The sequence below is a fragment of the Streptomyces deccanensis genome (assembly GCF_022385335.1).
GTDB lineage: Bacteria > Actinomycetota > Actinomycetes > Streptomycetales > Streptomycetaceae > Streptomyces > Streptomyces deccanensis.
In genome coordinates this window covers 3,248,176-3,267,073 of sequence record NZ_CP092431.1, presented here as the reverse complement: position 1 = coordinate 3,267,073, position 18,898 = coordinate 3,248,176, and the positions used below count along the sequence as shown (strand labels likewise).

The 18,898-nt window shown below is 71.9% G+C and carries 12 protein-coding genes; 4 read left to right on the top strand and 8 right to left on the bottom strand.

Translation table 11 applies throughout. The features are described 5' to 3' along the window. The first annotated feature begins 109 nt into the window (after positions 1–109). Together L3078_RS14580 and L3078_RS14575 are read left to right on the top strand one after the other, a co-directional pair. On the top strand, positions 110–1,756 hold the full coding sequence (locus L3078_RS14580; RefSeq protein ID WP_239754042.1) for an MFS transporter: 1,647 nt from the start codon (positions 110–112) through the stop codon (positions 1,754–1,756). Between the two features lie 341 nt (positions 1,757–2,097). Beyond that, on the top strand, positions 2,098–2,565 hold the full coding sequence (locus L3078_RS14575; protein ID WP_239754041.1) for a GNAT family N-acetyltransferase: 468 nt from the start codon (positions 2,098–2,100) through the stop codon (positions 2,563–2,565). A gap of 10 nt (positions 2,566–2,575) precedes the next feature. On the opposite strand, the gene kstD is transcribed toward L3078_RS14575, so the two are convergent. After that, the gene (kstD, locus tag L3078_RS14570; protein ID WP_275593140.1) at positions 2,576–4,375 is read right to left on the bottom strand and encodes a 3-oxosteroid 1-dehydrogenase; all 1,800 of its coding nucleotides are present in this window, start codon (positions 4,373–4,375) and stop codon (positions 2,576–2,578) included. A 291-nt stretch (positions 4,376–4,666) separates the two neighbouring features. Here kstD and L3078_RS14565 point away from each other — a divergent pair, with 291 nt between their 5' ends. Further along, the gene (locus tag L3078_RS14565) at positions 4,667–5,578 is read left to right on the top strand and encodes an alpha/beta fold hydrolase (RefSeq protein WP_239754040.1); all 912 of its coding nucleotides are present in this window, start codon (positions 4,667–4,669) and stop codon (positions 5,576–5,578) included. A gap of 29 nt (positions 5,579–5,607) precedes the next feature. On the opposite strand, the gene fxsT is transcribed toward L3078_RS14565, so the two are convergent. The 4 genes from fxsT to fxsBH form a co-directional block, all read right to left on the bottom strand. Then, entirely contained in the window at positions 5,608–9,546 is a 3,939-nt protein-coding gene (fxsT, locus tag L3078_RS14560; RefSeq protein ID WP_239754039.1) for an FxSxx-COOH system tetratricopeptide repeat protein, read from the bottom strand. Continuing rightward, positions 9,543–10,880, bottom strand: coding sequence for a TIR-like protein FxsC (locus L3078_RS14555; RefSeq protein WP_239754038.1), 1,338 nt, complete (start codon positions 10,878–10,880; stop codon positions 9,543–9,545). Before L3078_RS14555 ends, fxsT begins: the two co-directional genes overlap by 4 nt. A gap of 111 nt (positions 10,881–10,991) precedes the next feature. After that, positions 10,992–11,774, bottom strand: a complete 783-nt coding sequence (locus L3078_RS14550) for an AAC(3) family N-acetyltransferase (protein WP_239754037.1) — start codon at positions 11,772–11,774, stop codon at positions 10,992–10,994. After that, a complete protein-coding gene (gene fxsBH, locus L3078_RS14545; protein ID WP_239754036.1) occupies positions 11,767–13,932 on the bottom strand; it encodes a radical SAM/SPASM protein FxsBH, inactivated beta-hydroxylase extension form in 2,166 nt (721 codons plus the stop codon). Before fxsBH ends, L3078_RS14550 begins: the two co-directional genes overlap by 8 nt. Positions 13,933–14,486: 554 nt before the next feature. On the opposite strand from fxsBH, the gene L3078_RS14540 reads away from it, so the two are divergent. Continuing rightward, complete coding sequence (locus L3078_RS14540; RefSeq protein WP_239754035.1) at positions 14,487–15,401, top strand: DUF4231 domain-containing protein; 915 nt, start codon at positions 14,487–14,489, stop codon at positions 15,399–15,401. Positions 15,402–15,451: 50 nt separating this feature from the next. Here L3078_RS14540 and L3078_RS14535 read toward each other — a convergent pair whose 3' ends face one another. The 3 genes from L3078_RS14535 to L3078_RS14525 all read right to left on the bottom strand — a co-directional run bounded on the left by L3078_RS14535 (position 15,452) and on the right by L3078_RS14525 (position 18,897). Beyond that, on the bottom strand, positions 15,452–15,943 hold the full coding sequence (locus L3078_RS14535; RefSeq protein WP_239754034.1) for a hypothetical protein: 492 nt from the start codon (positions 15,941–15,943) through the stop codon (positions 15,452–15,454). A 249-nt stretch (positions 15,944–16,192) separates the two neighbouring features. Beyond that, entirely contained in the window at positions 16,193–17,230 is a 1,038-nt protein-coding gene (locus L3078_RS14530; protein WP_239760318.1) for a rod shape-determining protein, read from the bottom strand. Positions 17,231–17,376: 146 nt separating this feature from the next. Next, positions 17,377–18,897, bottom strand: coding sequence for a carboxyl transferase domain-containing protein (locus tag L3078_RS14525; RefSeq protein WP_239754032.1), 1,521 nt, complete (start codon positions 18,895–18,897; stop codon positions 17,377–17,379). Position 18,898 lies beyond the last annotated feature (1 nt).

The following is an 18,898-nucleotide window of genomic DNA, read 5'->3' as shown; positions in this document are numbered from 1 at the left end:
TCATCGCGATAGTTGCACAGCAATGGGCAATAAACTAGTCTGCACATCGATGGGCAATTAAGTGATTCGCTCGTCCTTCCCTTCCTCCCCGTCCTCTTGGGAGCTTTCGATGCCCTTCCTCGCGAACACCCCCGTGGAGAAGATGACCGGGCCGTACGCACGGCGCTGGTGGGCGCTGCTCGTGCTGTGCCTGAGCCTGCTGATCGTGGTGATGGCGAACACGTCGCTGATCGTCGCCGCCCCCGACATGACCACCGACCTGGGCCTGAGCAGCAGTGACCTGCAATGGGTCGTCGACGGCTACACCGTCCCGTACGCGGCGCTGATGCTGGTGCTGGGCTCGATCGGTGACAAGTACAGCCGGCGTGGCGCGCTGGTGCTGGGTCTGCTGATCTTCGCCGGCGGTTCGGTGATGGGGAGCTTGGTCGACGAGACCTCGCTGGTCATCGCGGCCCGCGCGATCATGGGCGTCGGCGCGGCGGTCGTGATGCCGGCCACGCTGTCCCTGCTGGTCGCGACCTTCCCCCGGAGTGAGCGGGTCAAGGCCATCACCGCCTGGACCGCGACCTCGGGACTGGCGATCGCCGTCGGTCCGCTCGTCGCCGGCTGGCTGCTGGAGGACCACGCCTGGGGCTCGACCTTCCTGATCAACGTGCCGATCGCCGTCGTCGCCGTGTTCGGCGCGCTCGCCCTGGTGCCGCCGTCCCGGGCGGAGGGCATGGGCCGGATCGACTACGTCGGTGGTCTGCTGTCGATCGTCTCCGTCGGGTCGCTGGTGTACGCGGCCATCGAGGGACCGCACTTCGGCTGGGGCGCGGGGCCCGTCACGGCGGCGGTGGTCGCCGGTGTCGGTCTGGTCGCCTTCGTGGCCTGGGAGTTGCGGCACCCGCACCCGATGCTGGACGTCCGCAAGTTCGCGCTGCGGCCCTTCAGCGGCTCGATGCTCGCGGTGCTGTTCTTCTTCTTCGGTACGTTCGGCGCGATCTACTACTCGACGCAGTTCCTGCAGTTCGTGCTCGGCTACGACGCCCTGGAGACGGGTGTACGGCTGCTGCCGCTGGCCGGTGCGGTGTTCCTCGGGGCCGTGGTGACCGGGAAGCTGACGCCGAAGCTCGGGGTGAAGGCGATGGTGGTGACCGGCATGGTCATCGGCACGGCGGGCGTGTTCCTGCTCACCCAGATCGACAAGGGGTCGACGTACGGGGACTTCCTGGCGCCGATGATGATGCTGGGCTTCGCGATCGGGCTGAGCGTCTCCCCGGCGACCGACACGATCATGGATTCCTTCCCCGAGTCCGAACTGGGCGTCGGCGGCGGCGCCAACGACACGGCGCTGGAGCTGGGCGGGGCGCTGGGTATCGCGGTGCTGGGCTCGCTGCTGGGCACGGCCTACCGGGACGAGCTGACCGGCCTGGTCGGCGACCGGCTCCCGGGCGAGGCGATGGAGACCGCCAAGGACTCGGTGGGCGGGGGCCTCGCCGTCGCCGAGCGCATGGCCCAGGACCCGTCCGTCGGTCCGCAGCAGGCCCAGGCCCTCGTGGACGCCGTCCACCAGGCCTTCGCCCACGGCGTCGCCCAGACCAGCCTCATCGGCGGAATCATCATGGCCGCCGGAACCGCGATCGTCCTCGCGGTCCTGCCCGGCCGGCGCGGCTTCGCGAAGAAGAGCACCGAGCCGGGGACCGGGACGACGCCGAACGAGCCGACGGCGCCCGAGGCGGCGGCGCGGGAGCACGCCGGGTCCACCATCCGCTAGGACGCTCGGCGGGGCGCCCCCGGATCGCCGACGACGCGTCGGCCGGGCCGCCGGGCCCTCCATCCGCCGGGCCGCCGGCGACGCGCGGCCGCGGCGCCGGGTACCGCCTCGGCAGGGTCCCTGGCGACGCGGGGCCAGGTCGCCGGGTACCCGCCGGGTCGCCCGCCTAGTGCGTCGATCGCGCGCCCGTTGGTGCGAGCCGTGCGCGGCGCGGGCGTGGTCCAAGGGCGGCCCCGGGGTGACCGCCCGGTACTCGTCGTCGGTGACCGGCTACGGGTCTACGCGCTCCTCGGCGCGTAGGCCCGAAGTCAGCTGACGCGGGTCGTGTCTAGGCTGGCGTCGTGACCGATCTCGACATCAAGCGTGTGGACGGTGCGGCCGGGGACGAGGAACTCGAGGCCTGGCGGTACGTGCACAACACGATCATCCCGGCCCACCTCCTCTCCCTCGACGACGTCCGCGACCGCGCCGTACGCAACCACCTCGAACTCGCCTACGCCGACGGCGTCCTCGTCGGCAACTCGACCGTCCGTCCGCCCGAGGGGGACGGCGCCACGGCCACGGTGATCGCGCGCGTGCTCGCCGAACACCGGCGCCGGGGGTTCGGCGAGCAGCTGTACGGGCGGGCCGTGCGGCGGGCGCGGGAACTGGGCGCCCGGGCGATCGAGACGTGCGTACTGTCCTCGAACGAGGACGGTCTGCGGTTCGCGCTCGACCACGGTTTCGTGGAGACCGACCGCTATCTGCTGGACGGCGACACGATCCCGTGGATCGACCTGCGACTCGACGCCACGGGTCCCTCGTCCTAGCCCCCCGGAGCTAGAGCTTCCCCGCGATGTCCAGCGCCGCCACGTACCCGAAGGTCATCGCCGGGCCGATCGTCGAGCCGGCGCCCGCGTAACTGCGGCCCATCACGGCGGCGCTGGCGTTTCCGGCCGCGTACAGGCCGGGGATCACCGAGCCGTTCGGGCGCAGGACGCGGGCGCGGGCGTCGGTGAGGAGCCCGCCCTTGGTGCCGAGGTCGCCGGGGACGATGCGCAGGGCGTAGAACGGCGGCAACCACAGGGGCGCCAGGCAGGAGTTGGGCGCCACGGACGGGTCCGTGTAGTAGTGGTCGTACACGCTGTCGCCGCGCCCGAAATCGGTGTCGTCGCCCTGCCGCGCCAGGGAGTTGAAGCGGTCGACGGTGGAGCGGAGGGCGGCGGCGGGCACACCGATCGCGCCGGCCAGCGCGTCGAGCGTCCACTCCTTGTGGACGGCCCCGGCGTCGTACCACTCGGCGGGGAACGGGAAGGTCGGCGGGATGTCCTTGAACAGGTACCGGTTGCGGTAGTTCTGGTCGACGATCAGCCAGGCCGGGATGTGGGAGGCGGACGAGGTGTCCTTCTCGTACATCGTGTGGACGACATCGCTGTACGGGCCCGCCTCGTTGACGAACCGCGCACCGGCCCCGTTGACCAACAGCCCACCGGGCAGCGTGCGTTCGGCGAGGCAGAACCAGGCCTGTCCCGGGGTGTCGACGGCCGGCCCCCACCAGGCGTCGTCCATCAGCGCGAGATCGGCACCGGCGCGCTGACCGGCCCGTATCCCGTCGCCGGTGTTCTCCTTGGCACCCACCGACCACTGGGTCCCGATGGGCTGCTCCTGGTACCGCGCCCGCATGGCCGCGTTGTGCTCGAAGCCGCCGGAGCCGACGATCACGCCCCGGCGGGCGCGGACGAGACCGGCGGAACCGTTGCGGGTGACGACCACTCCCGTCACCGCCCCGTTCTCCACGTGCAGTTCCGTCAAAGGGGAGTTGAGCCACACCGGCACGTTCGCGCCGAGCAGTCCGGCCCGCAGCCCGCCCGCCAGCGCCTGCCCCATGGTGAGCGGCTTCTGCCCGAGCAGCGCGGCCTTCGTGCCCCGGGCGAGACACTCGGTGGCGACGGCCAGCCCCTTGGCGCTGACGGCGGTCAGGGCGAGCCACTTGTAGTCGGCGCTGAACACCACCATCCCGGCCGGTGTGGCCAGATAGGCGGGATTCAGCCGCGCCAGCTCCTCGCCCAGCAGGTTCCCGTCGAACTGGTCCGGTTCGATGGACCGCCCGTTCGGCAGTCCGCCCGGCAGCTCCGGGTAGTAGTCGCTGTACCCCTCCATCCACCGGAACCTGAGCGGGCTGTTCGCCATGACGAACGACAGCATGGCGGGCCCGTGGTCGAGGAACGCCTTCTGCCGGTCGGCGGGCACGTCGTCCCCGACCACGGCCGCGAGGTACTGCGCCGCCTTGGCCGGGGTGTCCGGTACCCCCGCCGCCTTGATCACGCTGTTGTTGGGCAGCCAGATCCCGGCGCCCGAGCGCGCCGCCGACCCCCCGAACGTCGGCGCCTTCTCCACGACGACACAACTCAGCCCCTGCTTCGCCGCCGTGAGCGCCGCGGTCATCCCGGCCGCGCCGGAGCCGACGACGACCACGTCGTAGGTGCCGAGGAGGGGCGGGGCGGCGGCGACGGCGGTCCCCGCGAGTCCGCCTCCCGCGGCGATCGCGGCGCCCGCTCCCGCGGCCGTGCCCAGCACCCGTCGTCGGCTCGGGCCCCCCTCGGCCCCCGTACGTCTCTCAGGATCCGCGCTCTTGGACATGCGGGACGCTCCAGCCTCACGAAGGGACGGGTGGCCGTGCTGATCCCCCGGCGGCAACGCGGCAACGCCCCCGTACGCCCCGGGCTGTGTGCGGAGCCTCGAATCTGACGTGAAGGCATGGTGAAGTCAAGACACGCGTAGGGCATGGTGCTTGTGGGGTGCGAGCCGGACGCACGCGCTCCTCTCCCCCGGGGAGGAGGGGCGCGTGCGCGGTTCGTTTCATGGGGTGGGCGGCCGGGAAATGTTCCGGCAGCGTGTTCTCGGCCCACGGGTCGAGGGAGGGGGAGCGCTGTGTATGACCTGGCACGGGCACCGACCCATGTCCGGGCGCCCGACGGGCGGTTGCTGAGGGTCGAGTGCTCGGGGGATCCCGCCGGTCGGCCCGTCTTCCTGTTCCACGGCATGCCCGGCAGCCGGGTCGGCCCCCGGCCGCGACCGATGTTCCTCTACCAGCGGGGGACCCGGCTCATCAGCTACGACCGCCCGGGGTACGGGGGATCCGACCGCAGACCCGGCCGACGGGTCGTCGACGCCGTCGAGGACGTCACCGTCGTCGCCGACGCGCTGGGCGTGGACCGCTTCGCGGTGGTGGGCCGCTCCGGCGGCGCCCCGCACGCCCTGGCCTGCGCGGCACTGCTGCCGCACCGGGTGACCCGGGCCGCCGCGTTGGTGACGCTGGCGCCGCAGGACGCCGCCGGACTCGACTGGTACGCGGGCATGGCGCCCTCCAACGTCCATGAGTTCCATTCCGCGCACACCGACCCCCAGGGCTTCACGGCCCGGCTGATCCCGCGCTCGGCGGCGATCCGCTCCGATCCCGCGCGGCTGCTGGAGCAGCTGCGCGACGACCTCACCGACGAGGACCGGCTGATCGTCTCCGACAACGGCATCCGCGCGATGCTGCTGCGCAACTACCAGGAGGCGGTGCGCACTTCACCGTACGGATGGATCGACGACGCCCTGGCGCTGACCTCCCCGTGGGGGTTCGAGCCCGGCGAGATCCGGGTGCCGGTGCTCTTCTGGTACGGCGCGAAGGACGTCTTCTCCCCGGCGGCCCACTCCTCCTGGCTGGCCGACCGCATCCCCCGCGCCACCGCCGTCCTCGAACCCGCCGCCGCCCACTTCGCCTCGCTCCGCGCCCTGCCGGGGGTCCTGAGCTGGCTCCTGAGAGGCACTCTGCTGTCCCTGGCCCCGCCGGTCTGACCGTCGAGTAGGGCCCCGCGCGGGGGCCCTCACACCGCCAGCGGCTCCAGGTCGCGGTAGACCCGACGACTCTGCGCCACCAGCTGGGTGACCCCGCTCCCCTCGCCCAACTGCCTTCTGAGCCTGGTGAGTTCGGCGACCACTTCCTCGCGCAGCCGGTCCGCCTCCGGCACCCGCCCGAGGGCGCGCAGCGTCAGTGTGGAGTTGGCGACCACCGCCAACGCCTCCGGATGGTGCTCACCGAGCACGTCCTTCAGGGCCTCACGGGCGGGCTCCTCCAGAGCCCACGCCTCCTCCGCGCGGCCCTGCTCGGCCAGGACGTTGGCGTAGTTGGTGCGGCAGAACAGCGTGTGCGGATGGTGGTCGCCCAGCACCTCGACCATGCGGAGCATCACCCGCAGGAACACCTTCTCCGCCTCTTCCGCGTCGCCGCAGGCCCAGTGGTAGACGCCCAGGTTGTTGAGCGCGGCCTGGGTGTACGGATGCTCCTCGCCCGGTACCTTCCGGTACTCGGCCAGCGCCTCCATCGCGATCCGGCGCGCCTCCTCCCGCTTGTCGGCGGCGTACAGGTCGGCCGCCAGGTTCAGGTCGCAGGCGAGCGAGTCGGGGGTGTGGGCGTCGTACTGCGCGTGGTACTGGTCCCGGGTCGCCTGCGTCAGACGGTGCGCGTCCTTGAACTCGCCCGCCCGCCGCAGCGACACGGCCAGCGACTTCGCGCAGCTGAGCGTGCCGGGGAAGTCCTTGCCGAGCACCCGCTTGTGGGCCTCGTACGCCCCCGACAGCAGGGTGACCGACTCGGTGTAGTGGCCCACCTCGCGCAGATCCCGGCCGAGACTGGAGGCGGACGACAGGGTGTAGGGATGGTCGGGTCCGAGGACGTCCTTGCGGCGGAAGTAGGTGTCCTGGTCGATGTCCCGGGCGTCGTCGTAGCGACCGACCATGCGCAGGGCCAGCGCCAGGTTGTTCGCCGCGCTCAGCGTCCTCGGGTGCGCGGGGTAGAAGGTGCGGCTGAACCCCTCCCGTGCCTCGCGGGCCAGCTTCTCCGCCTTGCCGTACTCGCCCAGGGCCGCGTAGTCGCTGGCGAGGGACGACGTGGTGATGTACGTGTGGGCGTCCGAGGGCCCCAGCACCCGGCGCTGACGCTCCAGCAGATCCCGGTCGATCTCCTCGGCCTCGACGTAACGCCCCTGCGAGCGGAGCACGTTGGCGAGCTGGCAGCGCAGATACAGGTACTGCCGGTGGTTCTCGCCCAGTGCGGGCTTCCAGTGCGTCAGCAGATCGTCGGCGAGGCGCTGGGCGCCGGGGAAGTCCCCGCGCTTCCACATGTACCGGACGCGGTCGATGAGCAGCCGGCGGGGTTCCGACTCCGTGCAGTTGCGGATGTCCGAGGCGCGCAGATGGGGCCAGATCACCTCGAAGCGCGGCCAGTCCTCGGGGTTGTCGGTGGGCTCGTCGTCGTCGGGCCGGGCACCCGCGAGCACGGTGTGGACGACGTGCCGGGCGTGGCGCTGCTCCTCCTCGGTGAGCTGCGAACGGATGACCGCCTGCACCAGCCGGTGGATCTGGACGCTGTTGCTGACCTGGTCGACCTTGGCGAGGGCGAGCCGGGCGATCTCGCTGATGGCCCGGCCCACCATCAGGCTCTCCTGGAAGGCGGGGTCCACCTTGCGCAGTTCGTCCCGCATCTCCTTGCTGTAGAGCAGGCGGGACGATATCGGCTCGGGGGCCATGAACGCGCACAGCTGCAGCAGCCGCACCGAGGCAGGAGAACGTTCCTGCAGTCGGGCGATGGAGATGTTCCAGGTCGCCGCCACCGTAGTGGGGTAGTCGGTGGGCTGGTTGAGGTCGAGCACATGGGTGGTCTGTTCGGCGAGCTCGCTGAGGTATTCCTCGACCGGCGTGGCCGTCTCGGCGAGCCAGGCCGCCGCCTGCTCGACGGCCAGCGGGAGGTCGCCCACCGCCTCCGCCACCCGGTCGGCCTCCTCGGCGCTGAGGCCGGGCGCCCGCAGGGAGAGGTGCTCCACGCTCTCCTGGCGCAGGAACACGTCGACGGGCAGCGACGCGCCCTGCTGCGCCCAGGCCTGGTTCCGGGAGGTGACGAGGATGTGCCCGCCGCCGCCCGTGGGGAAGAAGCGGGTCAGCTCCTCGGGGGTGTCGGCGTTGTCGAAGACCAGCAGCCAGCGCTTGGTCGGCACGCCCCGGCCCAGCATGCGTACGGCTTCCTGGCAGGCCAGGGCCATGTCGTCACCGCCGGGGGCGCCGATCCGGGCGCCCAGTTCGGCGAGCGAGGCGACCACGTTGTCGATGTGCTCGGCGGAGACCCACCACACCAGGTCGTAGTCGGCCATGAACCGGTGCACGTACTCCAGCGCCACCTGGGTCTTGCCGACGCCGCCGAGCCCGAACAGCGCCTGCGGGCGCGGCAGTACGACGGAGATGCCGCCGCGGAGCTGCTCCCGGAGCTGGTCGAGGATCACGCTCCGGCCGGTGAAGGTGGTGTTGCGCTGGGGCGCGTCCCAGATGTCGGGTGCCCGGCCCGGGAACCTGGCGTCCGAGCCCCCGGCGGTCACGGGCTCGGCCCGCAGCCGCAGGACCTCGTGGAGTCCGTCGGCGCCGTCCGCCTCGCCGAGCCGGTGCAGGTCCACCACCTCGCTGTAGGCGCCGGTCGGCCGGACCTCCTCGACCCGGGCCAGGGCCGGCAGGGCGGCCGGGGCGTTCTGGCCGGCCGTGGTGAGGGCCTGGCGGACCCGCTCCGCGTGACGGGACTTGTCGAAGGCGTGCGACAGCAGGAGCAGGACGCGGGTGTCCGGGGCGGGGGGCTCCGGCGGGCCGCCGGCCACGTCGTGCAGGGTGACGCGGCAACCGGACCGCTTGAGGACGCCCTCCACCCACTCGGCCCACATGCGGTTCTCCGCCGCGTGGACCACCAGGACCTCCACGGCCTGCGTCTGCGGCAGCTGCCGGGTGAACGCCTCCAGGCAGCGCAGCCGCACCTGTTCCGGTAGGGGCGGCAGCGAGGTGACCTCGTCGTCGGAGAGCACCGAGGTGAGGCGTTCGAAGGCGGACAGCAGGGAGTTCGCGTTGCCGCTCTTGTCGCCGACGGTCGCGAGGGTCTCCTCGTAGGCGTAGTAGGGGCGGTAGGGGATCTCGACCTTCCCCCAGTACGCGTTGAGCTCCTCGGGTGCCAGGTCCGCACGGTCGGCGCCCTTCGGTAACCCCTCGAACTTCAGCCGGGCCAGCGCCCGTCCCGCGTCGGCCTTCTCCTTCTCGGCCTCGTCGACCCGCATCGGCACGGGCAGCACCCGGATCCACCGCTTGCCGTACCCCTTCTCGGCGCTGTGCGCCACGGCGGCCGCGCCGTCCAGCGCCTGGCCGCTGAGGGTGAAGCAGTCGACCAGCACGTCGGGCATCTGGATGGTGCAGATGTCCGCGTTGTCGGACAGCCCCGTCCGGCTGTCGATGAGGACGTAGTCGTAGGACGCCTTCATGTCCTCGCGGAGCGTGTCCAGGAACAGGCCGCCGCCCAGCCGCTCGTAGAAGTTGTCCCACTCGAACGACGACACCGTCGCCGAGTACTCGCGGTTCTGCCGCCCGGCCGACAGGAAGTCGAGCGAACCGCCCTTCGGGAACGCCAGGTTGAGGCGCTCGGGGGCGAGCGAGATGGCATGGTCCTCGACACGGGCGTAGTCCCGGTGCCAGGCACCCGAACGCGGTCCGCCGGTGGTCGCGGCCCAGCAGTACTCGGTGATGATGTCGATCACGCCCGAGGTGGCGGCGAGCACGTTGGGGTCGAGGAACGGCTCGAAGAAGCGGTGCAGACCCGGTGCCTCCAGGTCCCAGTCGACCGTCAGGACCCGCTTGCCGTTCGCGGCGAGGATCCACGCCGTGTTGGCCAGGGCCATCGTGCGGCCCGTACCACCCTTGTACGAATAGAAGGTGATGATCCGTCCACGCTGCCCGGCCGTCATGCTTCTCCTCCGTGATCGGAACCCGCGGCGGGCTGCTGCGGGTAGGTGGGGCCCATGAGGCGGGGCTTCGGCAGCTGTGGGCCCTCGGGCGGATGCGCCTGCGCGTGCCTGAGGTACTGCCGGGTCGTGTGCGCCGCCAGAGCCGGCAGCACGTCGGCGAACACCTGGAGCGAGGGCACGCCGTTGGCCGCGATCCGGCAGTCGGTGCGGCGCCCCCGCTCCAGGATCAGGGGGAGGGTGCGTTCCAGCTTCGCCTTGACCTGCCGTCCTTCCGCGCCGTGGCACTCCTCGTCGCTGTGGTTCCAGGGGACGATCGCGCCGACCCAGGGGCGGGCGTTCGCGTCGAACGCCTTGAGCCTGCGCCGCCGGTCCTCGTCGAGGACCGCCCAGCAGTCGACCAGCAGGATCGCCGGGTGGCCGGTCGCGGGCTCCTCGGCCCCGGGCTGTCCGTCGGACCCGCCGGCCGCCAGGTCGTCGGTGGTCGGGTCCTCGTTGTCGAAGTCGGAGACGGTGATCCGGTAGTCCAGCGAGCGGATCAGTTCCTCCGCCAGCGTGGCGATGGGCCGTGGTGTCTCGTCACCGTAGGGGTTCCACTGCAGTGCGCTCTCGCCGTAGAGGCCGTTCCTGCGGGCTTCCGGGACCAGGTGACGGGCGGGGGCCGCCACGGTCAGATGGATACGGCGGGGTCCGTCCCCCGGGGGAGCGAAGGCGCTCGGCGTGGACTCGAACGGCCGAGGGGTGCTCGACGGCAGCGGCGTCTCCTCGGCGACCTGCACGATGCGCTGGGCGAGCATGAAGACCGTCTCGTCGTACTCGTCCCGCAGCCGCTGCAGTTTGATCAGCCCGTAGATCCCGTGGTCCAGATAGCGCTCCGGGAACGCGTTGCGCTCCACCTGCAGATGGCGCACCGACTCGGGCAGCCGGTCCATGCCGACGCGACTCCACAGCGCCGGCACGATCGCCGGGATGTCGCCGGCGCCCGCGTCCCGGGCCTGGCGTATGCGGTCGCTGAAGGCGAACCATTCCCGACCGCAGGCCTCGCTGCTGAAGTACCGCGGGGAGTACAGCGGCACGAACACCCGGCAGTGCGCCAGGTTGTCGCTGAGCCGGACCGGCCAGCCCTCTCCCGAGCGCATCTCCCGGTCCATGAAGCCCGGGGGGGTGCCCGCCGGCAGATCGGTGATGGCCAGGATGTCGGCGCACAGGTCCTTGTAGAGCTGGTAGACCCAGTGGTCCGGGTCCTTGCTGTCGGGCCCGGACGGAGTGTGGGCATAGCTCAGGAAGAAGTAGGGCCGGTTGTCCGGTGCGCCTCGCCCTCGTACATGTCTGTTCACGCGCCCCCCGCCTGTCGATGCCCTCTGTTCCCCCGCCGGAGAGTCATCTGGCCGGAACCAACAATGTGCCCGACCACCCCCGTGACCGCATGGCTTGTTTCACGTCATTTGTCAGCGATATCCGGACATGAGCCGGGCCGCGGTGTCGACAGCGGCCCGCATCTGAAGGAGGAGGACGGGCTTCCCCGCCCATTCCCGCACCCCGATCAGTTCACGCGGCAGCTGCGCCCCGATCTCCCCGAAGTCCCCGTCGAACAGGGCGAGATCCTCGTACTCGAACCAGTTGCCCTTCTCCTCCAGCACACAGCGGTACGTCCGCGTCGGCGGGGCCGGGCTGGTCCGGTACTCGGCGAGGTGGAACGCGGTGCACACCTCGAACCCCACGCGCAGCAGGAGTATCTGGGCGTCCGCCGCGTACAGCGTGGCCATGGGGGACCGTTCGCCGAGATGGCAGCGCGGATCGTGGTCGCCCAGCAGCTCCGCCGCGCGCGGGCCGAGTGCGGCGAACGAGGTCTGCGGGTGGGCGCTGCGCACGGCCCCGGGGGTGCTGCGTACGCACTCGGCGAGCGCGCCCATCGCCGGGCAGGGCGTGGCGTCCTTCTCGAACGGCAGCATCCCCGCCCGGAACTCGGCCTTCTCCCGCTCGGTCATGCCGTCCGTGAACGCCTGGTACTCGCGGGAGGTGTCGGAGTTCTCCGGGGTGAAGGCGGGGACGACGAGGGTGCCGTCGGGGCCCAGCGCTCTCAGCAGCGCGTCGCGTACGGCGACGGGGGCGAGGCCGGTGCCGCTCAGCGAGGAGTGCACCATCAGGACGCCTCCGGGGCGGACGCCCCACTCGGCCAGGTCGTGGTGGAGACGGGCCGTCGGGCCCTGCGGTCGAGTGGCGTCACCCATGCAGCGTCACCCATTCTCTTCGTAGTTCCTCCGCCAAGTGAACTCCAGACTCGGTGAGTTGGGCATCCTGGGTAGCGGTGAGCCGGTCCAGGGTGTGGCGGGCGTGGCGCAGTTCCTCGCTGCGGGCGGCCCGGTCGGTCGACACCGTCGCCCGGCCGATGGCCTCGCTCGCCTCGTCGAGGAGGCGTCCGGCGCCCGTGCCCGGCACGTTCAGGTCCGCCACCTGGCGCAGCGCGGCGAGCCTGGACCGCCGGAGCAGTCGGGGCAGTTCGCGGGCCAGCTCATCGGCCTCGATGTCGACCGCCACCCCGAGGGCCCCCGGTGTGTCCGTCCTCGGCAGCCGGAGTCCGCCGCCCGCCGCGAGGGGGGTGATCGTGGTGCACAGGGACAGGTCCGGGCCCGGCGGCCGGCTCGGCTCGTCCGTCTCCGGCGCGTCGTAGGCGGCGCGCAGTCGCTTGCCGAAGAGTGCCAGGTCGCTGGGGCTCAGCGGGGGTGCGACCGGCACCGGGTAGCAGTCACGGCAGGGGTCGGCGTCGTCGATGAGGAGCGGCGGTTCGCCGGTGGGTCCCGTCGACCGCAACGGGCGCCACTCGACGTGCAGTTCGCCGCCGTCCCGGTCCGTTCCGGTCACCTGGAGACCGTCCGCCGTGATCGCGCACGCCACCCGTCCGGGAGCCGAGAGACGCAGGGTCCCGAGGGTCGGGAGGTACAGGTCCCGGGTCGGCTGCCACCACGTGAGGGCGGTTTCCGTCTCCGCGAGCACGGCGGCCGCCAGGGCGGTCGCCGCCAGCCGGGGGAGGTCGGCGCGCCCGTCCAGGGCACGCAGCAGCACGGTGCGCAGGTACGGGTGGGCGAGAACGGCGTCCAGGTGGGCCGCGGTGGCGGCGTCGGAGTCCAGCTCGACCAGGAGCCCCCAGGTCGCGTCCCAGCCCGCGTCACCCGCCAGTACGGTGTTCACCCGGGCCAACAGGTTCCGGTTCAGGTCCAGTTGGGCCAGCCGGAGACGTTCGGTGTCAGTGACCGCCGGGTGCAGCGCGCGGTCGGTGATCCGCTCGGCGATGCCCTCGACCAGGCCCCGCAGGTCGGCGCAGAACACGGACGGGTTGTCGAAGCCCCGCTCCCCGCTGTACCGGTGGGCGTAGAGGCCGCCGCCGCAGGACTCCACGACCGGGCAGCGACGGCAGGTCTCACTGACTCCCGCGAGGCCCAGCTGCCGGGCGCGGACGCCGGGGTGCTCGGCGAACTCCGCGAAGCCGTGCCGGAAGACGTCGTAGCCGGTGGCGGGCGCGCCCTCGTACGCGGTCTTGAGGGAGTCGGCCTGCTCGAAGGTGCCGTCGGTCTCGATCACCGCCAGGTCGGACGGGGCGAGTCCCAGCGCCTCGGTCAGGCTGGGGCCGCCGCGCAGGGTGCTGAGCACCGAGTCGAAGGTCCTGACCGGCATGGGGCGCCCCTGCTCCTCCCAGCGGTCGAAGATCTTCAGCAGCCAGTCGGCATAGGGCGTCCCCCGGCCGTGTCCGGGAGGAGGGTTGTCCCACGTCGAATGCGGGAGGAGGTAGTCGACGCGGGGCGGCTCGAGGGCGGTCAGCGCGTCGTGCACCGCGATCGGGTCATTGGCCACGTCCACCGTGCACAGCAGCCCCTGGAAGAGGTCCCGGTACTCCGGCAGGCGCAGGAGCTCGATCGCGCGCAGGACCCGGTCGTAGCTGCTGCGGCCTCGGCGGTCCAGCCGATGGCGGTCGTTCGCCACACGGTCGCCGTCGAGCGAAATTCCGACCTTCACTCCGAATTCCCGGAAGACTTCCAAGTGCCGCTTGTTCAGTTGTACGCCATTCGTGTGAATGCGCAGGTCCAATGTCGTGACCGGCGCCAATACACGGGTGAGTTCCGCACACATGTGCCGTAACCGGGCCGGTCCGGCGAGAAGTGGTTCTCCGCCGTGCAGAATCACGGCGACGGATTCCAGTTCGCTGTCGGCCGCGTATTCGGCGAGGCGGCGGGCCACCTGGCCGAGGGTCTCCTCGGCGATCACCACAGGCCGCCCGCGCCAGCTCTGGTCGGCGTGTTCGTACACGTAGCAGTGGTCGCACGCCAGGTCGCAGCGGCTGTGCACCTTGAGGACCAGTTGCTGGATCGATCGCTGGCCGCGGAAGTCCGTCACTTTCCCGGAGTGTACGCGCCGACGCGCTCCGGTGGCTGCGGCGAGAGACCCCAACACCCTTGTTGATCAAGAAGGTTGGGGTCTCGGTGTCGTGCTCGGGAGCTAGATGGACGAGTTGAACTCGCCCGCTCCGGCTGGGCCCGACTCGCGAACATCTGTCACGCGACGGGTGAACCGCTGGACGCGGGGCTCACGCGTGTCGATCGTCGCGAGAGTGGCCGTCCGCTGGGTGGCCGGTCGAGTCGTGGCCGGTCGGCGGATCGGCTTCGTGCCCGGAACGTTCATAGATTTCTCGTCCTCCTCAAGAGACCAATGCGTCATCAGTCCCTTGCCGACGAGATCCCGTGGCTTGGGCCTGGTCATTGAGGTTCGGACGACACTGTAGGGCATGGTTCTATCATGCACGCCCTATACCACGCACGCCTCCTACGGTAAAGGGTGCCTGTCCTTCGCCGTGTTCTCCGCCGTGTTCGCCGGCAGGCGGCCTGGCGCGAATTCAAGATTGACGAGAGCATGACCGTTCCGTTGGCTTCCGGTACCCGTATGAGGTCTGCATGGCTGCGACGCCCGGCCCCAGCACTACGGTGAGTGATCGAGATCTGTCTCCGTTGTTCCAGGTGTGCGATGAGAAGGCGGTGACCCATCAGGGTGAGTCGTTCAAGGTCGTCCGGATGCAACTGGTCGTCCTGCTGCTCGCCACCGCCACCGCGTCCCTGGCGGAGCGGGTCGGGAGCCGGGTGCCCTCGGCCGTCGCGGCGGTGCTGTACGCCCTGACCATCGGGATCGGCTTCTGGGTGTCCCGGCGCCGTGCGCGGGCGCAGTGGCAGGCGCACCGGGCGGCGGCCGAGGTGGTCAGGTCGCTGGCCTGGCAGTTCATGGTCCACGGGGGACCGTTCCCCTCACAGCTCGTCAATCCCGAGGCACGGTTCGCCGAACGGCTGGAGGAACGGCTCAGTGAGCTGCGCAAGGTCGGCTGGGAGGACCCGCGCGAGTCCGTCACCGAACTCGGGCTCGGGCAGATCACGCCGATGATGCGTGCGGTGCGCGCCAAGACGTTCGCGTCGCGGCGCGACATCTATCTCCGTGACCGGGTGCTCAACCAGCTGGCCTGGTACGGCGCCAAGGCCGGGCAGGCGCACCAGGCGTCCGTGCGCTGGTCGGGCGTCACCACCACCCTGACCGCGGTGGCCCTGGTCACCGCCGTGGCCCGGGCCCTGGGGGTCCTCGGCAGCCGGTGGGACCCGACCGGTGTCCTCAGTGCCGCCGCCGCGGCCGGTGTCGCCTGGCAGGAGGTACGACGGCACCGCCCGCTCACGTACGCGCACAAGCTCGTCGAACAGGATCTGGACACCCTGCGCGTCACCATGACCACCACCGTCACGGAGGACGGGTGGGCCGACGCGGTCGCGGAGGCCGAGCGACTGGTCTCGCCGCAGCACACGGACTGGCTGGTGCGGTTCGGGTCCTGACGGGGAGAGGGACGCCACGTGTCGGCAGGGGGCGGGCCGGCGGCGGCGGGTCAGGCGCGGCGTACGCCCGGGCTCCACAGGACCGTCACCGGGACGCCTGTGAGACGTGCGTAGTCGACGATGTCGGCCGTGCCGCCCGGGCCGCGGGCGGGGGCGCCGTCCCAGACGGCGATCATGCGGTCGGTGTGGTCGACGATGTACCGGCCGGCCGCGTAGTACGCCTCCTCGTGGGTGCGTTCGTACGGCAGTTGCTCGCGTTCGGCGCAGCACTTGAGGAGACGGCGGTAGGCGGCCCGGACCTGGTCGTCGCCGAGATGGGTCTCGTAGTCCATACCGGGGATGACGGCGGTCAGTTGCAGGCCGCTCTCGAGGGCGATCTCCGCGAAGAGCTGGTCGGCGCCGGCGGCGAGGCTGCTGAGGGCCCGGGTGCCGGAGGGGCGGCCGCGCAGCTCCGCCCGGATGCCCGAGCGTACGGCGGACAGGGCGGCCTCCGGGATCTCCCGGTGTCCGGTGATACCGATCCGGGTCACGGGCCCTGGCATCCGCGCGCTCACCTCCGTGGCCGTGTTCCTCCAAGTAACCCTAGCGGCGGGGGACTTCGGCGAGAACGACACGTACGGGCGTTCGGTGGGGCGTCATGGGCTCACGGGGGCGACCGCCGGGTGACCGTCGTGGTGCCGACCGCCCTCGTGCGCTCCGGGTGCTGCCGCTCGCGGGCATGTTCGGAAAAGTGTTCGTAGGGGGCGTCGGTGAGGCGGTCTCGGGGATCGGGGTGAGCGCGAGCGCGTAGGTCAGTCGCCCACCGGGTCCAGGCTGATGGGCGCGATCCGGCCGTCCAGCATGGCACCGACGCCGATCGCGGCGCAGACGTCGGGGCGCTCGGCGATGTGGACCGGCATCCCGGTGGCGTGGCGGAGCATCTGGTCGAAGCCGGGGAGCAGGGCGCTGCCGCCGACCATCATGATGCCGCGGTCGGCGAGGTCGGCCACCAGGTCGGGCGGGCAGTCGCGGAGCACCTTGCCGATGCCGTCGACCACGGCGGTGAGGGGGGTCTGGATGGCGTCCCGTACGGCCGCCGTGTCCACCTGCACGGAACGGGCCAGCCCCGTCGCCACGTCCAGACCGTGGATCTCGGTGGAGGTCGGGCCGTGCGGGGTGAGGCCGTTGCCGGAGAGGGCCAGCTGCAGCGGCCGTACGGACTGGCTCGGCAGCGTCAGTTCGTGGCGCAGCCGCAGATGCTGCACGATCGCGTGGTCGATGGTCTCGCCGCCGACGGGGATGCGGACCGCGCTGACGACCGAGCCGAGCGAGAGCACGGCGAGTTCGGTGGCCCCCGCACCGCACACCATGATCATGGTGGCCTCGGGCTGCTCCACCGGCAGACCGCAGCCGACCGCCGCCGCGATCAGGGTGTCCACCAGCTCCACCCGGCGGGCGCCGAGGCCCACCAGGGTCTCGATCGTGGCGCGTTGGGCGAGCGGGTCCGCGCCGTGCGGGGTGCAGGCGGCGGCCCGCAGCACGGGCTTGCGGCGCAGATTGCGGCGGACCCGGTCACCCAGCAGCTGACGCAGCATCCGCTGGGCCATCTCGATGTCGACCACCGTGCCGCCGGCGACGGGCCGGACGACCCGGATGTAGTCGGGCGTACGGCCCGTCATCTTCTCCGCGAACTCCCCGACCGCGATCAGCGCGCCCGTCCGGGTGTTCACGGCGGCGACGCTCGGCTGGTCCACGACCAGGCCCGCGCCCTTCACATACACCCGGGTCCGCGCGGCCCCGAGGTCGACGCCGAAGTGGCAGCGGCGCAGCTGCTCCAGACTGGCGGTCATCGCGGTCATTGCGGATCCTCCCGAGAGCACGGACCGTACGGACCGCCGCCGGTCGGCGGCCCCTTGGTTCCCTTTGCATCGTGCGGGGGACGGGGACGGGGTGCCTGTCGGGGTGGGCCGGGTGGGGGTGCGGCCGGACGGGTGGTTCACCGCGTGTCGGACGCGGAAGAGGGCGACACCGCGGGTTCGACGATGCCTCGTACGACACCCAGCTCCACCAGGTCCTGCGGTCGGACCCGCAGCTCGTCCGCGGTCGCCCGCACCTCGTTCTCCGGCCGCTTCAGGATGGCGGCCGCCAGTTCCGGGGCGATCACCGAGAAGTAGGAGTCGGGGGTGGCCCAGGTGTGGTCGGGGGCGGCGAGGGCGAGGGCTCCGCCGGAGCCGCCCTCGCCGATGAGGAGGGTGGTGACGGGGGTGCGGGCGGTGGCCACGGCGGTGAAGAGGGCGGCGATGGCAGGGCCCGCGCCCTGGCGTTCTGCTTCGGCGTCGTTCGCGGCGCCGGGGGTGTCGATCAGGGTCAGGACCGGGATGCCGAGGCGGTCGGCGAGGTGGATGAGGCGGGTGGCGGTGCGGTAGCCCGCCGGGCGGGTCGGGGTGCCGCACTGGGCCGCGTAGGCGACGGTCCGGCCCTCGTGGTCGCCGAAGCCGCAGAGCATGCCGGGGTCGGTGCCGCCGCAGCGGTCCCCTTGCAGGGGGGCTCGGCGGGTGAAGTAGGCGTCCAGATAGGCCTCGGCTCGGGGGCGGTGGGGGGAGCGGGCGCGTTGTACGGCTTCCCAGCCATGGGTGGGGAGGGGCGCCTTCTGGGCTGAGGGGGGCGGTTGTGTGGCGGGTGCGGGTCCGGTGGGGGCTGGTCGCGCAGTTCCCCGCGCCCCTGAAAAAGCAGGGGCTGCGCCCCCTGCTTTTTCGGCCCGAAAGGCCGGAGGCCTTTCAAGGACGCGGGGTGGGAGGGCGTGGGGCGGGGGCGCCGGGGTTGTGGAGGGGGTCGTCAGGAGGGTCAGGTAGAGGAGCAGGGTGGTGCGTAGGGACGGTGGGGGGACCACCGCGTCGATCGAGCCTGCCGCGAGTTGGGACTCCGCCGTGTACGCCGTCGGGTCCGCGTCCGGGGGGCGGACGCGGGAGCCGGCGAAGCCGATCTGGGCGGTGGGGAGGGCGAGGGTGATGTCCGCGCCGGCGCCGAGGGTGGCCCAGCCGCCGCCGGTCGTCGGGTCGCGGAGGACCGCGATCTGGGGCAGCCCGGCCTCCCGCGTCAGCGCCGACTCGCGGGCCACGCGCTGGAGTTGGGTGAGGGCGCGCATCCCTTCCTGCATACGGCTGCCGCCCGTGGCCACCAGGGAGACGACCGGCAGCCGGTGGGCGCGGGCGTAGGCGTGCGCCGCCTCCAGGCGGTCGCCGGTGCGTTCGCCGAGCGAGCCGCCGAGGAAGCCGAACTCGAAGGAGATCAGCACGGCGCGGATCGGACCGGCCGGTGAGGCGCCGATCGTCGCCCGGCCCCACACCACCGACTCCTCCTCCCCGGTGCGCTCGGCGGCGCGGGCACGCGCGGCGTCGTAGCCGTGCCAGGCGAGGGGGCCGTCGGGGGCGTACTCCCGTCGTGGGGTGGGGAGTTCGGTGAAGTCGTCCGTCAGGGAGGCGATGGCCTCGCGGGCCGAGCCGCGCCGGTCACTCATC

Excerpts from the sequence above, each read along its gene's own strand:
- L3078_RS14580 (WP_239754042.1), top strand. The coding sequence starts at position 110 with ATGCCCTTCCTCGCGAACACCCCCGTGGAGAAGATGACCGGGCCGTAC.
- kstD (WP_275593140.1), bottom strand. The coding sequence starts at position 4,375 with ATGTCCAAGAGCGCGGATCCTGAGAGACGTACGGGGGCCGAGGGGGGC.
- fxsT (WP_239754039.1), bottom strand. The coding sequence starts at position 9,546 with ATGACGGCCGGGCAGCGTGGACGGATCATCACCTTCTATTCGTACAAG.
- L3078_RS14550 (WP_239754037.1), bottom strand. The coding sequence starts at position 11,774 with ATGGGTGACGCCACTCGACCGCAGGGCCCGACGGCCCGTCTCCACCAC.
- L3078_RS14540 (WP_239754035.1), top strand. The coding sequence starts at position 14,487 with ATGGCTGCGACGCCCGGCCCCAGCACTACGGTGAGTGATCGAGATCTG.
- L3078_RS14535 (WP_239754034.1), bottom strand. The coding sequence starts at position 15,943 with ATGCCAGGGCCCGTGACCCGGATCGGTATCACCGGACACCGGGAGATC.
- L3078_RS14530 (WP_239760318.1), bottom strand. The coding sequence starts at position 17,230 with ATGACCGCCAGTCTGGAGCAGCTGCGCCGCTGCCACTTCGGCGTCGAC.
- L3078_RS14525 (WP_239754032.1), bottom strand. The coding sequence starts at position 18,897 with ATGAGTGACCGGCGCGGCTCGGCCCGCGAGGCCATCGCCTCCCTGACG.